The 19,332-nt window shown below is 33.7% G+C and carries 23 protein-coding genes; 8 read left to right on the plus strand and 15 right to left on the minus strand.

Translation table 11 applies throughout. The annotated features are described in order from the left end of the window. Positions 1–1,245: 1,245 nt before the first annotated feature. The 7 genes from A9G45_RS11375 to A9G45_RS11405 form a co-directional block, all read right to left on the minus strand. The gene (locus A9G45_RS11375) at positions 1,246–1,473 is read right to left on the minus strand and encodes a hypothetical protein (RefSeq protein WP_065566671.1); all 228 of its coding nucleotides are present in this window, start codon (positions 1,471–1,473) and stop codon (positions 1,246–1,248) included. Between the two features lie 286 nt (positions 1,474–1,759). After that, on the minus strand, positions 1,760–2,098 hold the full coding sequence (locus tag A9G45_RS11380) for a YggL family protein (RefSeq protein WP_141672018.1): 339 nt from the start codon (positions 2,096–2,098) through the stop codon (positions 1,760–1,762). A gap of 17 nt (positions 2,099–2,115) precedes the next feature. Beyond that, complete coding sequence (rhlE, locus tag A9G45_RS11385) at positions 2,116–3,435, minus strand: ATP-dependent RNA helicase RhlE (protein WP_081297910.1); 1,320 nt, start codon at positions 3,433–3,435, stop codon at positions 2,116–2,118. 394 nt (positions 3,436–3,829) lie between these two features. Then, complete coding sequence (locus A9G45_RS11390; RefSeq protein ID WP_065566669.1) at positions 3,830–4,198, minus strand: MmcQ/YjbR family DNA-binding protein; 369 nt, start codon at positions 4,196–4,198, stop codon at positions 3,830–3,832. A gap of 327 nt (positions 4,199–4,525) precedes the next feature. Further along, complete coding sequence (locus A9G45_RS11395; RefSeq protein WP_065566668.1) at positions 4,526–4,957, minus strand: hypothetical protein; 432 nt, start codon at positions 4,955–4,957, stop codon at positions 4,526–4,528. 583 nt (positions 4,958–5,540) lie between these two features. Continuing rightward, positions 5,541–5,747, minus strand: a complete 207-nt coding sequence (locus A9G45_RS11400; protein ID WP_065566667.1) for a hypothetical protein — start codon at positions 5,745–5,747, stop codon at positions 5,541–5,543. 582 nt (positions 5,748–6,329) lie between these two features. After that, on the minus strand, positions 6,330–6,935 hold the full coding sequence (locus tag A9G45_RS11405) for a riboflavin synthase (protein ID WP_065566666.1): 606 nt from the start codon (positions 6,933–6,935) through the stop codon (positions 6,330–6,332). Between the two features lie 212 nt (positions 6,936–7,147). On the opposite strand from A9G45_RS11405, the gene crcB reads away from it, so the two are divergent. Both crcB and A9G45_RS11415 read left to right on the plus strand, forming a co-directional pair. Next, entirely contained in the window at positions 7,148–7,525 is a 378-nt protein-coding gene (crcB, locus tag A9G45_RS11410) for a fluoride efflux transporter CrcB (protein WP_065566665.1), read from the plus strand. A gap of 105 nt (positions 7,526–7,630) precedes the next feature. Next, complete coding sequence (locus tag A9G45_RS11415) at positions 7,631–8,047, plus strand: cell division inhibitor SulA (protein WP_065566664.1); 417 nt, start codon at positions 7,631–7,633, stop codon at positions 8,045–8,047. Positions 8,048–8,340: 293 nt separating this feature from the next. Here the strand turns inward: A9G45_RS11415 and A9G45_RS11420 are convergent, their stop codons facing one another. Further along, the gene (locus tag A9G45_RS11420; RefSeq protein ID WP_065566663.1) at positions 8,341–8,922 is read right to left on the minus strand and encodes a hypothetical protein; all 582 of its coding nucleotides are present in this window, start codon (positions 8,920–8,922) and stop codon (positions 8,341–8,343) included. A 116-nt stretch (positions 8,923–9,038) separates the two neighbouring features. Further along, positions 9,039–9,668 (minus strand): TetR/AcrR family transcriptional regulator, encoded by a 630-nt coding sequence (locus tag A9G45_RS11425; RefSeq protein WP_065566676.1) that lies wholly within the window; start codon positions 9,666–9,668, stop codon positions 9,039–9,041. A gap of 174 nt (positions 9,669–9,842) precedes the next feature. On the opposite strand from A9G45_RS11425, the gene A9G45_RS11430 reads away from it, so the two are divergent. The 6 genes from A9G45_RS11430 to A9G45_RS11460 all read left to right on the plus strand — a co-directional run bounded on the left by A9G45_RS11430 (position 9,843) and on the right by A9G45_RS11460 (position 14,809). Beyond that, on the plus strand, positions 9,843–11,054 hold the full coding sequence (locus A9G45_RS11430; protein WP_065566662.1) for a Tm-1-like ATP-binding domain-containing protein: 1,212 nt from the start codon (positions 9,843–9,845) through the stop codon (positions 11,052–11,054). 12 nt (positions 11,055–11,066) lie between these two features. Continuing rightward, the gene (locus A9G45_RS11435) at positions 11,067–11,897 is read left to right on the plus strand and encodes a phosphoenolpyruvate hydrolase family protein (RefSeq protein ID WP_065566661.1); all 831 of its coding nucleotides are present in this window, start codon (positions 11,067–11,069) and stop codon (positions 11,895–11,897) included. A 233-nt stretch (positions 11,898–12,130) separates the two neighbouring features. Then, positions 12,131–12,868 (plus strand): hypothetical protein, encoded by a 738-nt coding sequence (locus A9G45_RS14670; protein ID WP_218057117.1) that lies wholly within the window; start codon positions 12,131–12,133, stop codon positions 12,866–12,868. Between the two features lie 443 nt (positions 12,869–13,311). Further along, entirely contained in the window at positions 13,312–13,803 is a 492-nt protein-coding gene (locus A9G45_RS11450) for a hypothetical protein (protein ID WP_065566659.1), read from the plus strand. Between the two features lie 310 nt (positions 13,804–14,113). Further along, positions 14,114–14,515, plus strand: coding sequence for a hypothetical protein (locus tag A9G45_RS11455; RefSeq protein WP_065566658.1), 402 nt, complete (start codon positions 14,114–14,116; stop codon positions 14,513–14,515). 30 nt (positions 14,516–14,545) lie between these two features. Further along, positions 14,546–14,809 (plus strand): hypothetical protein, encoded by a 264-nt coding sequence (locus A9G45_RS11460; protein WP_141672032.1) that lies wholly within the window; start codon positions 14,546–14,548, stop codon positions 14,807–14,809. A 144-nt stretch (positions 14,810–14,953) separates the two neighbouring features. Here A9G45_RS11460 and A9G45_RS13915 read toward each other — a convergent pair whose 3' ends face one another. The 6 genes from A9G45_RS13915 to A9G45_RS11485 form a co-directional block, all read right to left on the minus strand. Then, on the minus strand, positions 14,954–15,223 hold the full coding sequence (locus A9G45_RS13915) for a DUF4261 domain-containing protein (RefSeq protein WP_081297911.1): 270 nt from the start codon (positions 15,221–15,223) through the stop codon (positions 14,954–14,956). Between the two features lie 25 nt (positions 15,224–15,248). Continuing rightward, positions 15,249–15,845 (minus strand): hypothetical protein, encoded by a 597-nt coding sequence (locus tag A9G45_RS11465; protein ID WP_081297912.1) that lies wholly within the window; start codon positions 15,843–15,845, stop codon positions 15,249–15,251. 686 nt (positions 15,846–16,531) lie between these two features. Continuing rightward, entirely contained in the window at positions 16,532–16,717 is a 186-nt protein-coding gene (locus A9G45_RS11470; protein WP_065566656.1) for a hypothetical protein, read from the minus strand. A gap of 1 nt (position 16,718) precedes the next feature. After that, a complete protein-coding gene (locus A9G45_RS11475; RefSeq protein ID WP_065566655.1) occupies positions 16,719–17,699 on the minus strand; it encodes a phage tail protein in 981 nt (326 codons plus the stop codon). Next, entirely contained in the window at positions 17,699–18,280 is a 582-nt protein-coding gene (locus tag A9G45_RS11480; protein ID WP_065566654.1) for a YmfQ family protein, read from the minus strand. The genes A9G45_RS11475 and A9G45_RS11480 overlap by 1 nt, the downstream gene beginning before the upstream one ends. Then, positions 18,271–19,329, minus strand: a complete 1,059-nt coding sequence (locus A9G45_RS11485; protein WP_065566653.1) for a baseplate J/gp47 family protein — start codon at positions 19,327–19,329, stop codon at positions 18,271–18,273. Before A9G45_RS11485 ends, A9G45_RS11480 begins: the two co-directional genes overlap by 10 nt. Positions 19,330–19,332: the final 3 nt, after the last annotated feature.

Consider the following 19,332-nt stretch of genomic DNA (forward strand, 5'->3'; position numbering starts at 1 on the left):
TGTTGTCTGTTGTCTGTTGTCTGTTGTCTGTTGTCTGTTGTCTGTTGTCTGTTGTCTGTTGTCTGTTGTCTGTTGTCTGTTGTCTGTTGTCTGTTGTCTGTTGTCTGTTGTCTGTTGTCTGTTGTCCAAGATTGTACTTCATAACATCCCACCTTACAAATAAAATATTGTTTTATGATTATTAGCCTATAAAAAAGCTAATTTAATTTTTAGCTTTAAAATTATAATGTTAAAAAAAAGCTTGGCTAGTTTTTTTGGTGATTTTTTGTAAAGGAATGTAAAAAAAACATATTAAGCTTTAAAGAAAGCTTTAAGACATTGAATTTTTTGATTTTTGTAAAAAATAACAAGGTAAAAACATAATAAAATCAATACGCACCTGACTGTTTTTATGGTTTTCGGGTTTGGGTGACAGTATTTGACTATAATTTGTGTGATTGGGTTTCGGACATGTTGAGCTTTTTGTAGTGGAAGCAATAGCAACAGTGACAACGGTCGAGTTAGGAAATTAGCAAATTCCTTAACACCCCTCACTTTTTTACTCGTATCATCCTGATACTCGCCTCTTTGATGCCTTCTTCACTTTGCTCAGATGTTCAAATTTATTCCTAACAAAGCCCAAACTCACCAAACATCCATACTTGCCGTGCTAACCTTGCTTAGTTGTCGACGCATTCTAGCGCGGTGAAAGGGCTGCTGCTATATTGTCCTTGCAATATTATAGGAACATTTTTTACTATAAAAACCTTTCATTTATCAATTTGATTTTACTTAACATTTAAAAATAACTACAATGATAATATTCAATCCAATTGTGATCATTTAAATTTCTTTTAGCAACTCATTAATTTGATAAGAAGATTAAAAAATTAAATACATATCCCAAAAAACGTGGTTTTAAGCGTATTTGTTGTAACAACGAAATAAATAAGTGGGTATTTTAAGATAAAAAAATACCCGCTATAAACAGGCTATAGGGATTCGGAAATTGGCTCCTCTAACAGGACTTGAACCTGTGACATACGGATTAACAGTCCGCCGTTCTACCGACTGAACTATGGTTGTGTTGTGTCTTTCTACCATAACCCATTCAATTTATCAATGCATTGTTTAATATAATATTTTTATAGTACATTGGTTAGTTTTTATAAAATCTTTTTTATATTAACGGCTTGCATAAATGGAAATAACTTCTCCTGAATCCATGTCTATATCAACATTAATATCATCTATTACTATTCCTCCTTAACCAATATCCATCCAATTATTTTGTGTTACTTCTTCTGAATAAAACCGTATTGTGTAACATTTGGCTCCATTATTTATCTTTATATGGTGACTAAAAGATATATAAAAATGATCGATATCGTATTTGTGTTTGATCACAAATTCACTTTTCTTTGCTGCTTCTATCGCTTTAAATAGAAAAGATGTATATTTTTTATCAAGCTTGAAAATAGTGTTTTCACTCATAATGTAATTGAGCCCTGCCCAAATAGTAGACTGTAATTATCTTAATGATAGTTTTTTACTCACCGAGGTAATCCACTTATTATTGGATATATTTTATCGTTTGTATGATTGTATTATAAATAGCCATCCTTAAGAAGATGTAAATATAATAGTTGATGTAGTTGATATTAATATAGTTAATAAAAAATAAATTAACCAGTAGCACGATAAAATTCAGTTATAAAAATAGCCACATACGTGACTACTTTTATTTAAGAATAACGTATATTTAAAAATAACGTAATAATTAAAATGCTAGCTCATCCCACCAAATATCAATAAGTTGACTGGTTTTAACATTTTTTAAACCATGATCTTCCAACCATTTTGTGACAACGTCACGATGTTCTTCAGTACAATTTCCTAATTTTTGGGTGCAAATAATACCTTGCCAATTTAAATAACCACTCCCCTCATAAGCTAAACCATTTGGTTGAATGGCTTCAAGAATAAACTGATCAACAATGTTATCTAAAGTCTCTTCGCTTGTGCCTTCGTCAAAAGACCAGCTAACAGTAAAGCCTAATTCTTTGAACTCTTCAATATGTAATTTTTTTCGTAAACGCTTGCTACGATTTACCATAATAGTTTCCTTCTACTTTGTTAAATATTAGTTTTTTTATTATTAGAGTGATTCGATCTATTTGAAGATTTAATACTCTTTTGATTAGAGTGCGACGATCGACCAGCCCCCGTTACATTTGCTCTTTTTGGTGATGCTCGCCTTGGCGATGATTTTTTTACAGGCTCAGCTTTAATTTTTGGATCAACTTCAAACCCGTTAGTTGTTAATTCTGGAATCGGCTTTTTTATTAATTTTTCAATCGCTTTTAATTGAGCCAGTTCATCAATACACACGAGCGAAATAGCCTGCCCTTCATTTTGTGCACGCCCTGTTCGCCCAATGCGATGTACATAATCTTCAGCAACTTGCGGTAATTCATAATTAACGACATAAGGCAACAGCTCAATGTCAAGACCTCTTGCTGCAATATCAGTAGCTACTAATGCTCTAATTTGCCCACTTTTGAAATCGGCTAAGGCTTTAGTTCGTGCCCCTTGGCTTTTATTTCCATGAATAGCAGCTGCTTTAATGCCATCTTTAGTTAGCTGTTCCGCTAAGTGATTTGCACCGTATTTAGTGCGGGTAAAGATTAATACTTGTTGCCATTGGTTTTTACCAATTAAATAAGACAATAGCTCTCGTTTACGGCGTTTATCTACTCTATGTATATATTGGGTTATTTGCTCTGAAGCGCTATTGGTTTTAGCTACTGCAACAGATTCTGGTGAATGTAATAGAGATTGCGCTAACACTTTTATCTCATCAGAGAAAGTAGCTGAAAACATTAAATTTTGGCGTTTTTTCGGTAATTTAGCAATTACACGACGGATATCATGAATAAATCCCATATCTAACATGCGATCGGCTTCATCCAACACTAGCATTTTAACGGTTGAAAGATCCACGGCATTTTGTTGTACTAAATCAAGTAATCGTCCCGGTGTTGCAATTAATATATCCACACCGCCCCGTAATTTCATCATTTGAGGATTTATACTTACACCACCAAATACTACCAAAGATCGAATCGGTAAATAACGGCTATAGTCACGAATATTTTCGCCAATTTGGGCTGCAAGCTCACGTGTTGGCGCTAAAATCAAGGCATATAAAGAACGTTTATTTTTTTTGCTATTTGGATTATTAGCGTCTTTAGTTTTCTGCTCAAGCCATTTTTGTAAAATGGGCAAGCCAAAGCCCGCCGTTTTACCTGTCCCTGTTTGTGCACTCGCCATAAGATCTTTACCAGATAAAATGACCGGTATAGCTTGTTGTTGAATGGGCGTCGGGCTGGTATAGTTTTGTTCTTGAATTGCTTTTAAAATCTCGGCATCTAAACCAAGAGAGTCAAATGACATGAATTGATTCCTAAATAAATGGTAAATGGATTGTCCTTAGGCATTATAATGCAATTGAATAATATTTTCTGATAAATCTTATTTTAAACAATAAGATTTATTGTCCTGTTTGTTGTTCTAAAATAAAATCAAACTTCTATATATAACATAATTCCGTGTGATCCAGTGACTTCTTATTTAAAACATAATGATTTTCAATATGTTTTTATAAAAATACCGGCGATATTTACCTCGCATGCTCTATAGGGGATTTATCATATAACTACTCATAGATTGTGAGAAACAAAAAACAGTTGTTGAGTAACTTGGCTTAGATCACTTTTTTATAGCCGTTTTTCATGAATTACACGGTTATTTATTTGTCGAGACAGTCATTAGATATATCAGTGCAAATTCAAACTTTATCTTTATTCGTTAAATTATAACTGTAGTCTAATAAATGTATTATTTGTTCTAGTGGCACAGATCCATCTAGCATTATGGTAATCCAGTTATTTTTATTCATATGATATGCTGGTAATAAACCAGTGCTATTTTTTATTATAGAAATTAATTCAGGATCGGATTTGACATCAATGATTTCCACAACCTCTTCCGAGTTGAGACCTAATTTATTTTTCTCTACTGACATAATGAGGCCAAACCACTTACCACTACTTTTGTGTCTAAGAACTTGATAGTCAGGAAACTTTTTGAAAGGATTATCAATTTGAACATTATTCAAAGTCTGCGTGTATTCAACTAATCTATTTTTAAGGCTCATCATTGTTTCCCTTTTTCTGGTTCACTCAATATAACATCACCTTAATCACATCTTTAATTAGCAAGATATGCTAATTAGTACATGTTGTGATAATAATCCAAAAAGACGGCGGTAACAATGATAATAAATCAATAAAAAGCGAATATGCAGTACAAAATTTGAAAAGTGAATTATGCTATTATGCAAAGGTTTAGTTATGTAAATAGAAAATCTAAAAAGTTTTTTCAAAAATAACTTAATAAATCAGCTGGTAGTAACTTTGAATAAAGTAAGCTCGCAAAATGAGCGTTAATTTTACGAACTACTTGGAACGATGGCCAAAGCTATTTATTTTGGCTCTTCACAAATTTCATCAATTGACAATGTTGCTGGTACATTTCGATCATCATTGAATTGGAAACGGAACAAGAAGCGAATGTCATAAGCCCGTAATACATCAACCACATCTTGTTTACTACAAAATTGTGCATTGAGCCCAAGCCTAATTCCTTCAGTAATATCTACAATGGAAACGCTTTGGCTATCAGTTGGCATACTATATTCAAATACGACGTTATTCAGATTATAAAAAATATTAGTAACTTCGTAGCCCGCTTCAGTTTTAATAGGAAATTTTCCTCCTTCGCCTAATATTGATCTTTTAGCACTATCAGCGAAAGCTTTTGTGATATTTGCTGACGAGGGTAATTCCGCGCTATAAGCGTTCGAAATCATCAAAAATGAAGAAAGTAGCACAGCCAATTTTATTCGTTTTTTCACTTCGGTATTCCTTAAATTGAAACTTAATCAAGTTATGTTATTTTAATCGCATAAATAGCACAACATCCATTTGCTTTTAGCATAATTTAATTGGTTACTAAAAATTGCCAATACTGAGTCAATATACCCCTTATTATTAATTATTGTTGATTGTAACAATTCTAATTAGATCATCATATTATACAAAATCGAAAAAATAATTAAATATTAAGTTAATTAAGATTAATCCCAAACAGCAGCGAGGAAATATTGGTAATAAAAATATATCAATGAAAAATAATTTTTTATCATCAAGTATTTTATTATAAGTGACAATGTCACGTATTTATATGACTTAATCATAAACACATAACAAATTGCAAAAGCAATGTGTGATCTTTAAAAATTGATTTGATGATTCTTAATTTCTTATTTTCCATCGATTATTTTAATCAATGTGACTCTTATAATTCACTTAATTTTTATATAAGAATTAATGTGTTACTTTTTAAATCATATAGCCCTATAATGTTAGGAATTTAATTTTAATGCGGTAAAAAAGGTAACCTAGTCGGTTACCTTTTGATGGTATTAACTTATAAGATTATTTTTTATCTGGATGAGGATCTTTAACTGAATCCCCTTGTCCAGACATAATATACCAACCATTTTTGCTATGCGGTGTTTTATTATGATCAGGGCAAGGAGGTAACGATTTCTTACTTTGGTTTGAATAAACATACCCACAGTCGGCACACTTATAAGTGCCAGACGAGACATCACTACCGTACGGAGCAAATTTTTGTACCATTATAAGTTCCTCCAAAGTTAAATGAGTGATAAGCACCATGCTCATCACTGTTATATATAAGCGCTGATTTGAGAAAAAATCAAGTCTATTTTTTAAACAAACTATCGATCAATAGCCTGCTTGATTAGAGAAAAAATCATTCAGAAAAACCATTGATTTTATTAAAGTTTTTTTGGTTGTTTTGAAGTGGTAATTGGCATATATTTAAATAACAGACTAGCGATATTGCTATTATTTTACAAAAGTAAGTATTGCTTATCTTATTTAGGGTTAGTCAATATTACAAAGATACATTATTCTTTACAATTAAAGGCTTTAATACAAAAAACGTCGTTATTTGATCGGTTAATTACTCTCATCTTTAATTATTAGCATCTTGCCGTGATAAATTAGGCCCTGGATTAGCTTAATAGTTCTTATTTAGCCAATCTATTAATTACTTAAAAAAGTAGCCCAGCGCCTTGAATTTTTAACTAAAATTGATTATTGAATGATAAAACGCAATTAGTCTGTGTGGTTTTAATCTTTATTTGTTCATGAGTATAAGTATTATTATTTATCGCCTATTCCAATTATTTAAGATTATTTTGCCGCCAGTACCCGTTCAACGGTATCAACAATAGCTTGTGTTTGAGCATCAATTTCAATATTTACCTTATCTCCTACTGTTTTCGAATCTAACGTGGTAATAGCTAACGTTTCAGGGATTAAATGAATCATAAAGCTATCTTTATCTATCTGCCCAACCGTTAAACTTGCACCGTCAATACCAATAAAACCTTTATATAATACATATTTGCTAAACTGAGATGGTAACTGTAATGTCATATGGCAATTAGTTGCTGTTTTTTGAATATCAACAATTATTGCTGTGCAAGATATATGCCCTGACATAATATGCCCACCCACTTCATCACCAAATTTTGCGCTTCGTTCTATATTTACAAAATCGTTAATTTTTTTATCACCTAATGTGGTTAATGCTAACGTTTCTTCCATAATATCAAATGATACTACGCCATTATCAAACTTCGTTACAGTTAAACAGCAACCATCATTGGCTATCGAAGCCCCAATTTCAATTTTATCGGTTAATTGATGCGGTAACTTCACTTTATAAGTTCTTAATTTATCTTGGTCTATAATATCAATAATCTGACCAACACCTTGAACAATACCCGTAAACATATCTATACCCCAATTTTTTACTTAATGATGAACATTCTATCGCAACTTGGTCAGAAGTTCCTATTTGTATTTTCAACTGGTATGATGACGCTATAATTTTATGGATTTTGATTATTTAAGAAATGATTTTTATTGTAATTAGCAATAAAAGGCCAATACTAAGATTTTGTTAAAGTTAATTTGATGTTTTTTATCATTAAGGATGTTTTATCATGCTAAAACTGGTGTTAGCCATTTCAGTGGGTTCTGTAGCTGGCGGTTTATTACGGTGGTTTTTATCACTTAAATTCAATGCGATCACTTTTGCTATCCCATTAGGTACACTACTATCAAATTTAGTTGCAGGCTACATTATTGGTTTTGCGATTGCTTTTTTTAATCATTCTAACCTATCGGCAGAATGGCGGTTATTGGTTATAACGGGTTTCTGTGGCGGGTTATCAACGTTTTCAACCTTTTCAGCCGAAATTGTCAATTTTTTACAAGAAGGTCGAATATCTTGGGGGTTGGCAACCCTATTTATACATGTAATTGGTTCTGTTTTAATGACTTTTTTAGGAATATTGTCATATCAATGGTTACGTTCTTAAAGTTGAATAGTTGTAAATAATATAAAAAACCAATCAAAATAAAGTTTACAAGCGGGAAATACTGTACTAACATACACTGTATATAAAAACAGTGTTAAGATTATTATGCTTATTGAACATTCAACACAACAACTTATGGCGATTAATTTTGAATCGCCTTTTCAACAAGTATTACAACAACAACGGCCTTTATTAAAATCACTTAACAAAGCTAAAAAATGGCAATTATGGCTTTCGACCCGACCAATGTTAAAGCGTTCATGGATTAATATCGCAGGTTTAGATAAAAACAAAGTTGTTCATCTAGCAAATTTAAATAACGCAAACTTAATATCAACTATTGAAAAAGCGTTACAAAACAAAACTTGCAGTTATGTGGTTGCTTGTATCAATAAACTTAATGAGCAAGACAAAGCTCGCTTACAACAAGCGGTATCATCAAGTGACACATGTCTACTTTTAGTACATGATAAACAAATAGTACATGATGAACAAAGTGAACACCCTATTCAATATCACTAACGATAAGCATAGTGACTATGCACAAATAAGTGTGCATTTTCAAATTTAGCAAGTAAAGTTAAAATGTTTAATAGCTATTAAAAAAGGGCTGAGCATATTTAAAATACTCAGCTTTTTGGTCATTAATAATAGTAAATTATAACAACACATTGGCTAGCTTTTTTGTTCTACTTTTCCACTTCAAATCATAGGCAGTAGATCAATTATTCTCATTTTCCTAGCATGTGATGGCGAACTTTTTCTACACAGAGCTTTTATGCATAGCTTTTATACATAGCTTTTATACATAGCTTTTAACAAGGTCCCATAATACAACTAATCATCATTAATGGAATAAAAACTGGCAATATAATTAAACCTGCTACATCACCTGTGATGTCCTCACTAGCTTTTATTTCATTTCTAGGTTTGACTAATACGGTAATGGGGGTTGGTAATAAATATTGATCAGATAGCGTATTTGCTTGCTTATAGGCATTTCCTTTTGTGCTAAATGACACTTGATAATAACCATCTTTTAACACCCATTCTGATTTAGACTTCATTGAAAAATTGTTATTGTTTAAAACTGTTTTTTCTGGGATAAGATTACTATACCGAACGATCATTTCATCGCTTGCATGTTCTCGGAAAAAAGTGATAGAGACTTTTTCAATATCATTTTTATATTCTGCTAAAAAATTACGGTAGCTTTTGAGCTTGTCTATCGCATCGGCACTTGTAAATTGGTATGAGTATGTTTGTGATTCAGCAATAATACCTATTTTTTCATCACTCTTTAATTTGATAATGGTGTCACTACTGGGTAAAATTTGCGTTTGCTTATGCACACACCCACAAAGACAAAAAATCAGAATAAAAACAAGCTTTTTCATTATCGTTTTCCTACTTTAAACACGTGAATAAGGATTAATTTTCACAAAATCATTTATTTTTATCATAGCACTAGCGATCAGCAAAATTAGGCTAACTAGCTATCATAGCACATCAATCAAAATTTTGAGGCATCTTGTTTAGCTTGGTTAATGACTGATTTAGCTATCCATTGCGATAGTGATATTATAGACTGGTCATCAAGCATCCAGATATCTTTGAGTACCATAAATATTTCAGAGCCATAAATAATCGAAATTGCATAAATAACCTTATTATATAGTTCATCAGGGAGCTCGGCTTTAAGAGGAGATAAAATTGTTGCAAGTATTTCTTTGCGATTACCTCGCACCAATTTTTCGGTTTGTGGAGATAATGACGCTCGTTTTGTTGCCCATTGTTGTAATGAAACCCTTAGTGCTGCGCGTAGTGCCCCTTCATGTTTTAACATTTGCGGAAAGGCAAAAGCTAAAAAATCATTGATGCGTTCTTCTGCATTTTGTTTTTCTGATCGCCAACTAAAAATCGGACCTAAAGCGCTTTCAACAGTTGCAGAAATAAGATCACTTTGTGTTGGGAAATAGCGATAAGCGGTTGCTCTTGAAATCCCCGATTTGTCAGCTAATTCGGTTATAGACAGTTCAAAGCCCTGCTCTAATGCTTCTAATGCTGTATTAATTAAACGTTCATAAGTCTTCTTTTTGGCGCCTGTATATTTTGTAGAACACAATAAAGTCTCTTGAATCATTAGATATATTGTTATATTTGAATTCATCATCAAATAATACTGCATTTTAATCATTAAGTTAAAATTAGTATTATAAAAATGAGACTTATGTCTCATTTTGAGTATATAATGTATGACTATTAACCACCCTTTTGGTAAAAGTATTACCCTTATTAACCTGCTTAGGAGCGATAAATGGCATCAACTAGCACAATTTATTTGGTTACGACACTAGACACCAAAAGGGAAGAAATCATTTATATCAAAACCCTTCTCGATTTAAAAAATCTTAATTATAAAATTATCGATATTTCCACACAACTTCATCAATTTAATCATTTAGCAACTATCACGTCAGAAATGGTTGCAAGTTACCATCCACATGGCAAATCGGCTATATTTTGTGGTGACCGAGGTAAAGCGATTGTTGCAATGGCAGATGCATTCAAACTATTTTTGATGGCTCAAAATGATGTAGACGCTATACTAGGATTAGGAGGCTCAGGAGGAACGGCATTAATTACCCCTGCTATGCAATCACTTGCTGTTGGCATTCCTAAACTCATGGTATCTACAATGGCATCTGGCAATATTTCTGATTATATTGGCGCAAGCGATATTGCAATGATGTATTCAGTCACAGATATTGCAGGAATTAATGTTATATCAAGAAAAGTCTTATCAAATGCGGCTAACTTTATTGCAGGTTCAGTTCTTTTTAAAACCCAAGAAACGATCGAAGATAAACCTGCAATTGGCTTAACTATGTTTGGTGTTACAACCACATGCGTTCAATCTATATCAGCCAAATTGCACGATCATTATGATTGCCTCGTTTTCCATGCTACAGGCAGTGGAGGTAAAGCGATGGAAAAGCTAGCTGATAGCAAGTTATTACATGCAGTACTGGATATTACCACAACAGAAGTATGTGACTATTTATTTGATGGTGTTTTAGCTTGCAATGAAGATCGTTTTGGCGCAATTGCTAGAAGCCAAATTCCATATATTGGATCGTGTGGAGCACTTGATATGGTTAATTTTTCTAGCCCTGAAACTATTCCTGAAAAATATAAAGATCGTTTATTTTACCCACACAATCCACAAGTAACCTTAATGCGAACAACGCCGGAAGAAAATAAAAAAATGGCTAATTGGATAGCAAATAAACTTAATCAATGCCAAGGTTACGTTACTTTTATTATCCCTGAAGGTGGCTTTTCAGCATTGGATATTGAAGGAGGAATTTTTTGGTCACCAAAAGCGAATAAAGCCTTTATTGATGAATTTGAAAAAACATTTATTCAGACCCCTAAAAGAAAATTAATAAAAACACCTCATCATATTAACTCGCCCCATTTTTGTGATCTGATTATTAATGAATTTATTCAAATAATTAAAAATTAAGTGGAGAAAACTATGAAAAACCAACGTTCACAGTTACTAAAGAAATTTCATGATATGATCGCAAAAGGACAACCCATCATTGGTGGAGGTGCTGGCACAGGTCTATCGGCAAAATGTGAAGAAGCAGGTGGCATTGACCTTATTGTCATTTATAACTCTGGTCGTTATCGCATGGCAGGTAGAGGCTCATTGGCGGGATTACTTGCCTACGGTAATGCGAACGAAATCGTGATGGATATGGCTAAAGAGGTGTTACCAGTAGTTAAACACACGCCAGTGTTAGCAGGCGTTAATGGAACAGATCCATTTTGCCAATTCGATCAATTTTTAGATAAATTAAAGGAAACTGGATTTGTTGGCGTACAAAACTTCCCAACCGTTGGACTAATTGATGGTAACTTTAGAGCAAACCTTGAAGAAACAGGTATGGGATACGCTTTAGAAGTAGAAATGATTCGCAAAGCACATGAAAAAGATCTGCTAACAACACCTTATGTATTTAGTGAACAAAACGCAATCGATATGGCTAAAGCTGGCGCTGATATTTTAGTACCCCATATGGGATTAACTACGGGCGGTAGTATTGGTGCTGAAACGGCTTTAAAGCTTGCTGACTGTGTGCCTTTAATCAATCAATGGGCTAAAGCAGCTAAAACAATTCGACCAGATATTATAATTTTATGCCATGGTGGCCCTATTGCTACTCCAGAAGACGCTAAATATATTTTAGACAATTGCCCTGATTGTAATGGATTTTATGGAGCTAGTTCAATGGAACGTTTACCAACAGAAATAGCACTTAAACAAACAACAAAACAATTTAAATCAATTCAACGACACTAACAATAATATAAGCAATAACGGTGCGGCTAAAATGTCGCACTGCTATTTTTTATGTTGCACTAAAAATACCCACCAATTTCAACCAACTCAATACAAGCAATAATATAATTATCGATTAATCTTATTGCATTACCTAAAAAATAAAATAGACTACATATCATAGATACAATAAAAATATATTTTAGTAGCAAAACCTTAAATCAATTCCAATATATGGTAATAAGTAGGAACAAATGGATACCCCCAAAAAATGGCTAAGATTTTTAATTGATGAGCAGTGTTCATTCGAACAACTATTAGCAACACTAGCTCAAGCTTTTGACAGTAAATTCAACTATCAAAAGGATAGTGATATAGCTAAAGCAAACCTCGATGGTTTTACTATTTGGGTTTATGACAAAATCGATCCCAATTTTGATATTACTATACGTTCATCTTATATTCTTACTGTCATCATTACTGCAAATGAATACCTTAATTGCCACTTTGAAGATCATATTCAAACAATCTTAACCAATTACGGTCTCGCTAATCAGCGCTTACAGGACAAGGATTTTGCCTACCCAGTTGAGCTTCCTTACTGGCAAGCCCCCAACGATGATCTTGTTATAAAGTCTAAAGGTGATGAGTTAACTGCCTATTGTAAAATATGGTATAAGCCAGCAAAATATTCTAAATTTACAGGTATATTTGAATTTTCTAGCGTTTGGGCAATGCGTTTTGAACGAAACAAAAAACTTGCCTATTATAATCATTGTGATAGCGATGATTTTACTAGTTGTTATTGGGTTATTCCTGAATCATCATGGCTGGCGCAATTAGCCAGTGAACGGCAATCTCATTTTCCTGATTGGCGACACTACGATCGTGGGGATTATTGGCATTATATTATTCAAAGCGATTCATTCTATGTAGAAGTCATTGCTAAACAGATCAAAATATCAAAAAAACAATTAAAAGGCATTTTTTAAGATAAAATGGCAATATATAAAGGTCAAATCATAACTTGATATTCAATATGCTATGAATCATCTAAATTTTTTTATAAACAACTTTATAAAGCAAGATAAAAAACAACGATATCACTTTCTAATTAATGGAAAGTGGCAGAAATTTGCCAATAATATCAAACATATTGATAAACATTTGAATCACCATTGTGTAAAAATTGATAACAATGCTTTTGAAAAATTTACTCAAATTATAAAACAATATACCATTAAATCAGGATATTATTATGATGCTTATACCAATGGATTGGAAATATCAACCCATTGCCTAGATAATATTCATGATGATAGCCTACTTATCTGCCCCGATAACAATATTGCATTCTATTTTCATCATGATAATTGGATATGGTTTTGCCAGATAAAACCTTAAGCAGCATCATAAATAAAACAGGTAACAAAAAATGCACTCATTCAATGAGATAAATCAGCTTTTAACCGACTGCATTAATCTACAGGATAATTTATTAGATAAACTCTATTTATTAGCTAATGAGCCTAAAACTGTTGAATTACTTAAAACACATTTAACCCAAAAGTTTGATCCTTTATTATTACATTTGATCAAACAATTTCCAGAAGCAATCAAAATAAGCTTATTACCTGAAATTATTAACATTATGCAATATTTAGATGGCAATACAAAATTATGCCAAGAGATTATTTTAAGTATCAATACGCAGTGGCTAGAAAAACATATTTGGAATTATATTACCCCTATTTTAGGGCAACAGGATTATCAAACATTTGGTATATTGATGTATTTATTCAATTCATTTAGCCAGAAATTATCAAAAAAATTGGCAAATTTAGCTTTACAAAGTGACGATAAAGATGTGCAAGAAATCGGTGAGTTCTATTTATCAAATAATAGACACCTTTTGGATGATGTTTGAAATAGCTAATGATGCTAATTGAGTGTGATAACATTTACATACTACTTTGATTATTTAGAGAAACTGTATGTTAGATATCAAGTATTTAAACGATAAGAAAACAAACCCCAATCAACGCCACGATTGGAAGCGCTGTACATGGGGTTTGAGGCTTTGGTGGAAACTACCCATACATGCTTAAACTTAAACAAGTATAGGTGAAAAAATGAATGGCGTAAATGTTAAGTTTAATATAAAAACTTTCTTGATATATTGATTACAATAGAATCGTTTTTTGAGTTAACTGTACAAAGTAAAAAAAGGGTTAATCATGCAAGGATTTTTTGATAGATTAATGCTCGGTGAACTAAAGGATGTCATGATCGCTGGCTATGTTGATTATGCTACTCTGCCGATTTTTCACCCGCTTTATGATAGATTATATTTTATTATTGATGAAGTTATTTTTGAGTTATATCTCAGTGAAGCAGGTATTATACAATATAATGAATTAACAGAAATTAAAGCATGGTTTACGTTAGATGGCGATGATCATTTTTCATTAATGTCAATTTATTCGCAATTATTCAAAACCGAGCAAACTGTAACTATCACCGAAATAGCATACTCATCAATACCCTTTTCCTCAATGAGTATAAATTACCTCAATGGCCAAGACTGTGGTAATTTACTTTTTAACCCAAATCATTTTTTTGGTTTTACATTTTTATAAAGGTTATAAATGTTAGATATTATTAATTTTATGGAATCATCGTATAAAGATAATCCAGAGTTAAAACACAAACTAGAATTAGTCAAAAAATTAATTACCTACTTGTCTGAACATGATATTGAAAGATCTGTTGGTGAGATTATACCTATCTTAGGCAACAATACAGGTTATAGTGAGTATCGAATCATTAATGACTGTGAATCGGATAACCCTGCTCTGTGGTCGGAGTACCAATATAATGGTGAAAAGGTAAGACTTAATACTGGCGATATTGTAATTACAATGAAAAAATAACGTTTTGATAATGGGCTAGCACTATCGATAACGATAAGTAAATTGAACAATAAATTAAGTGATAAAATTAACCTACAAAATAAACGCACTATTTAAAAATAGACGTTTATTTTATTAGATTAATTTTGCTGGCGAGTTAAGTATTTATTCAGTTGCATTATTGCTATTTATTTCAACGACTAAAACGTACCCTTCATCTTTTAAAAAACTTTCATCATCACGTGGTGTGCGTAAAGACATCATTTTATTATCGCCAACTTCCATTGTGTCACCAGAAGCCATTGTTGTACCACTATCGCGTAAATACTGTAGAATATTGCTAAACATATCAAAATAGTATACGCCTTCATCATGGCTATTAGCTAATACAGCAAAATCAGGTAATCCAAAAGCGTCAGCGCCATACGTGCGCATCCACACACCTTTAACATTTTCTATTTCATATTTGACAAAAACCACAATAAAACATTGGTAAGCAATGACATAACCCTTCTATTCCACCTTTTTCTGTGGCTAATTGACGAATAACTTTTATTGGTAATGAGCTATGCCCTTTTCCATTAATCAGCGCTAAACCATTAAATGGTTCAAAACTAGCTGCAAAACGAGTTAAAGCCAAGTATTGCTCAAGTATATTCTTTTCATATCCAGTATAATATAGAATGATATAACTATCATTTTCACGAACTTGATCTTTAATATCCTGACTGTAATGTGCTGGTGCCACGCATATTTCTAAAACATCAGCAGGATAAGGAGCATTGATGCCAATTAATTTAATGACATGATTTTTCCAACCAAATAAAGCATAACATCCGTCATCTAACTTGCCATATGGCATTTGGCATCGAATATTTTTCATTGATGAATCAATACTACGTAATTGCTTTAATAAATTATCTTGATCTAAATAGAACTGCCCCTTAAAAACAATGCTTAATGCTAATGGCGCTTGAATATTTGGATTTTCAATTAATGCTTCATCAGCTTGTTGTAATTTTGATTTCTTACCAAATAAGCGTGAAAAAATATTCATTTATACTCCTTAAATTAACCCTTCCCAAAATACGTTAAAAATGCTACTAGTAAATCTGCTTTATTGCTGATGGTTACTTAGCTAGGTGTTTTATCACCCATATTTCACTACATTCTTTTAAAAAAATCTTATTCTGATGGGGAAAAATAATAATATTTTTTACTTTTGGTATCTTCTGTAGTGTGCCAGCATGTATTTTATTAATAGTAGATCGTAACTAGCGCAATAAATTATTATTTTCCTTTATCGTAAGACTATTGACAAGTATGGAAAACTCAGGCAAAGCAAGCCAAAAGCATCAGTACCATACATGCGCATCCATACCCCATCGCTATTGTCGGTATTTAATGCCACAAATCCAACAAAAAATAATGGTAAGCAATTGCGCAACAAGTAAATCCTTTTTGCCCATTTACCAGTGCGCTAGCAACATCTATCTGTAAAATTTGATTACTTTTGCATTAATAATGTGTATTCATATTAAAATGCACAAAGCCTGCTGTAAATTGAGCTAAAACAAGGCATTACTCAATTACATTATCATCAAATCTAACATAATACAATATCACATGGCTTTTATGATTGTAGCGGCTTATTTAAAATAAAAACAAATATCACTCAGAATAAAAATCACTATAATTATTATTCTGAGTGACTCATTATCGATACCATTATTGCTCGTAGAGCTAACGCTCTACTTTTTTTGCTGTTGGTTTTCCATCTTTATCTATAATAATTTCATACCCAGTTGATTGTTTTTCCAACAAACTTTGATATTCAGATTGTGTTATTTCAACAACATCATCGGGTATATTAGTATGTATAACGTCAAAATAAAACCCCATGGTTGATCCACTAAAATATATTTTCATATTAATGTCCTATGATTTCGTAATGAATTGTTAATGCAGCGCCAAGAACAGGAGTTGTAACAGCGAGCGTCAATCTTGATGGACTGCCGCTTAAATTCGCAGTCACAAATGTGCCAAACATTGATGACTGAACTTCAATTGTACTGCAGGCCATCGTCACATTCACCGTGTCGGAGTTGTGAGGAAACGCTATCGGCAATGATATCTGATAATAGTTTGTATAATATTTCGTGCCGCCAATTACAACAGAATTGTAATCGCCCACGGGCGGCAATTGAACCGTTCCCCACTGTCTTATCAGTCCTTTTGGCGTCATTTCAAAACCTGGGTTGCCAACCATAGTGTTAAAGTCGAATATGGATAGTGCCCCAACATCAGCGGCACTTAACGAAATATCAGCATCTAATTTTTTTCCATTGATTTTCTGAGTTTTCTGAACTGCATTATGATTCGCATGCCACTGAGCTTGCCCCGCCAAGTCGCGGGCTAATTTTACAGCTAGAGGTGTTGCCGCTTCCGTTTCTGATGTGCTGTCTACCGCCGAACTGAGCTGCACGCGACCAACAGAGATTGTTGTTGCGCGCGCCTCCGCTGCCCTTAGCGCCATTTCGGCTTGATTATATGCTGCCTGCGCTTTCTCGTCTGAAAATTTAGCATAATTAAACGCATCTCTGACCGCCTTTGATGTTGCCGCTTCTGTTTCTGATGTGCTGTCTACTGCCGAACTGAGCTGCACGCGACCTTTACTAACGAGCGCTCTGATAGCGATAGACAATTGATTTAAAGCGTCTTTTTTGGGTGAAATACCAGCCTCTTTTAATATATTCAATAACTCAGCTTGCACTATATTAAACCAATCAGCTCCGGGGTGGCTCGGCGGTGTTTTTGTGTCACCTTCAGTAAACCATTTTGATTGATGCGACAAAGCTTGCTTTATTGCCGGCATCACATCGATGCCGCTATTGTTATCTAAGTGAAACATTAAACTTCCTCATAAATTAAATTGATGTGAGCAGGTTTGTAGCGTTCAAGTAAACACTGCAAATCACCATAGTCATTGACCTTTAGATATGTTTTTACGTTATCTAATACAGTCATGTAATGCGATGCGTAATTAAAAACTTTAACGTATGCAATCCACCAGTTGTGCCATGGGTGCAGCGGGTAGTTAATGTCGCGCATACAGTGATGCGGGTATCTATCTATAACCTCGATTGTGTAACCACGATCTGCGGCAATTTTTTCCAAAAATTTTGAGCACAGCGATGGCGTCATTTTTATTTTTGCCGATAGCGCTTGGTGGCGCATTTCAATAGTTGTGGTTTCGTCAGTTGTGCAGTCCGGTAGTCCTGCAAACGCTTCCCATTCTTTTAGTAGTAACATGGAATCACAGGGAACAACTTCTTTTAGTAGCAACTCTGCAGTTGATTCAACGCGTGAAAATTCATAACCGAATCCGAGCTGTAGCCTTGCATTTTCGCCATCTAATTCTTTATTCCATGCATAACCAGAAGGCAGCAATTGCAAGCCCGCATTTTGATAGTCTTCTGGTGTCATAGCCATGTCACATTACCCAGTACAATCAATTCGTCGCTTGATGCTTCGATATCAGTCGTTAGATTAATTTGATGGTCGATAACATCTTTAGCATTTGATACTGCAGCGCGAATATGTGAAAGATATATTTTTTCGCCTAATTGCGACTTATACAGTAATTCAACCAGTGCGTTATAAACTGCTGTACGCGCTTCAGGCGTGTCGGGAAACAATCGAATTTTTGGGTTAATAGCCTTTGTTTTTGGTGCTTTTACAATTAACTCTGCAGCTGGCGGCTTACCTTCAAATTGATTAGTAACTGGATTGATATGCCCGTTGATATACTCACGCACTCGGTTTAAGTCATCGCTAGATGGTAAGATATTTGCTTGTTCATCAAGCACAAACACGACAGTAACATAATTACAGTAGAGCGGGGCAGGAATGCACCAAGCACGCGTAACACCAGCGCATTCACGTGCCCATCTGATATAATCCCATTTATTGCCTCCTGAGGGCGGGTATTGAACTCGAAACAGTAAACGAGCGCGTAACGAGCTAATGTTTTCAATATCAGCGCCACCAGTCATGCCTGTCTCACTTAAAACCGCTTTACTCTCAACATTGGCAATAGGTGAAATTAATTCAAACTCAATGCCACCACTAATATTGCCAGCTGCTCCCTCCTCAATTGCAACAACTCCAACAGCCGCCGTGCCTGTCCTCAGTAAAACAGATTGAGCGCATTCAATAATTAATCCTGAGTTTGTTTGCCACTGAGTGCCCGCGGTGATAGCTGTATCACCTCGAACCGTTAGAAGAAGCGAACCTTTAGCTTTGCTAGGCATTTTTCTTTGAATACCCCAGAATTGGCAAAATAATAACAAAATTTCCTCATCAGCAAGATGTGGCACAATTTGCCTTGAGATCCATCCTAAAAATTCATACAACCCATTAGTTTGCCCTGCATGTGCCATTGCAATTGCATCAATTAATAACGAGCGAACACCAACAGCGTCAAAGTCACCTTTTGCTCGCTTAATTAGTTCGGTTAGTTTTGGCGGTGTGTATGACATTTA

Origin of the sequence: Gilliamella sp. HK2 (assembly GCF_001690265.1) — a bacterium.
Lineage (GTDB): Bacteria > Pseudomonadota > Gammaproteobacteria > Enterobacterales > Orbaceae > Gilliamella > Gilliamella apicola_C.

Bases quoted from the DNA above. Each gene is read 5' to 3' on its own strand.
- A9G45_RS11375 (WP_065566671.1), bottom strand. From the start codon at position 1,473: ATGAGTGAAAACACTATTTTCAAGCTTGATAAAAAATATACATCTTTT.
- rhlE (WP_081297910.1), bottom strand. From the start codon at position 3,435: ATGTCATTTGACTCTCTTGGTTTAGATGCCGAGATTTTAAAAGCAATT.
- A9G45_RS11390 (WP_065566669.1), bottom strand. From the start codon at position 4,198: ATGAGCCTTAAAAATAGATTAGTTGAATACACGCAGACTTTGAATAAT.
- A9G45_RS11400 (WP_065566667.1), bottom strand. From the start codon at position 5,747: ATGGTACAAAAATTTGCTCCGTACGGTAGTGATGTCTCGTCTGGCACT.
- A9G45_RS11405 (WP_065566666.1), bottom strand. From the start codon at position 6,935: ATGTTTACGGGTATTGTTCAAGGTGTTGGTCAGATTATTGATATTATA.
- crcB (WP_065566665.1), top strand. From the start codon at position 7,148: ATGCTAAAACTGGTGTTAGCCATTTCAGTGGGTTCTGTAGCTGGCGGT.
- A9G45_RS11415 (WP_065566664.1), top strand. From the start codon at position 7,631: ATGCTTATTGAACATTCAACACAACAACTTATGGCGATTAATTTTGAA.
- A9G45_RS11420 (WP_065566663.1), bottom strand. From the start codon at position 8,922: ATGAAAAAGCTTGTTTTTATTCTGATTTTTTGTCTTTGTGGGTGTGTG.
- A9G45_RS11425 (WP_065566676.1), bottom strand. From the start codon at position 9,668: ATGATTCAAGAGACTTTATTGTGTTCTACAAAATATACAGGCGCCAAA.
- A9G45_RS11430 (WP_065566662.1), top strand. From the start codon at position 9,843: ATGGCATCAACTAGCACAATTTATTTGGTTACGACACTAGACACCAAA.
- A9G45_RS11435 (WP_065566661.1), top strand. From the start codon at position 11,067: ATGAAAAACCAACGTTCACAGTTACTAAAGAAATTTCATGATATGATC.
- A9G45_RS14670 (WP_218057117.1), top strand. From the start codon at position 12,131: ATGGATACCCCCAAAAAATGGCTAAGATTTTTAATTGATGAGCAGTGT.
- A9G45_RS11450 (WP_065566659.1), top strand. From the start codon at position 13,312: ATGCACTCATTCAATGAGATAAATCAGCTTTTAACCGACTGCATTAAT.
- A9G45_RS11455 (WP_065566658.1), top strand. From the start codon at position 14,114: ATGCAAGGATTTTTTGATAGATTAATGCTCGGTGAACTAAAGGATGTC.
- A9G45_RS11460 (WP_141672032.1), top strand. From the start codon at position 14,546: ATGGAATCATCGTATAAAGATAATCCAGAGTTAAAACACAAACTAGAA.
- A9G45_RS13915 (WP_081297911.1), bottom strand. From the start codon at position 15,223: ATGCGCACGTATGGCGCTGACGCTTTTGGATTACCTGATTTTGCTGTA.
- A9G45_RS11465 (WP_081297912.1), bottom strand. From the start codon at position 15,845: ATGAATATTTTTTCACGCTTATTTGGTAAGAAATCAAAATTACAACAA.
- A9G45_RS11470 (WP_065566656.1), bottom strand. From the start codon at position 16,717: ATGAAAATATATTTTAGTGGATCAACCATGGGGTTTTATTTTGACGTT.
- A9G45_RS11475 (WP_065566655.1), bottom strand. From the start codon at position 17,699: ATGTTTCACTTAGATAACAATAGCGGCATCGATGTGATGCCGGCAATA.
- A9G45_RS11480 (WP_065566654.1), bottom strand. From the start codon at position 18,280: ATGGCTATGACACCAGAAGACTATCAAAATGCGGGCTTGCAATTGCTG.
- A9G45_RS11485 (WP_065566653.1), bottom strand. From the start codon at position 19,329: ATGTCATACACACCGCCAAAACTAACCGAACTAATTAAGCGAGCAAAA.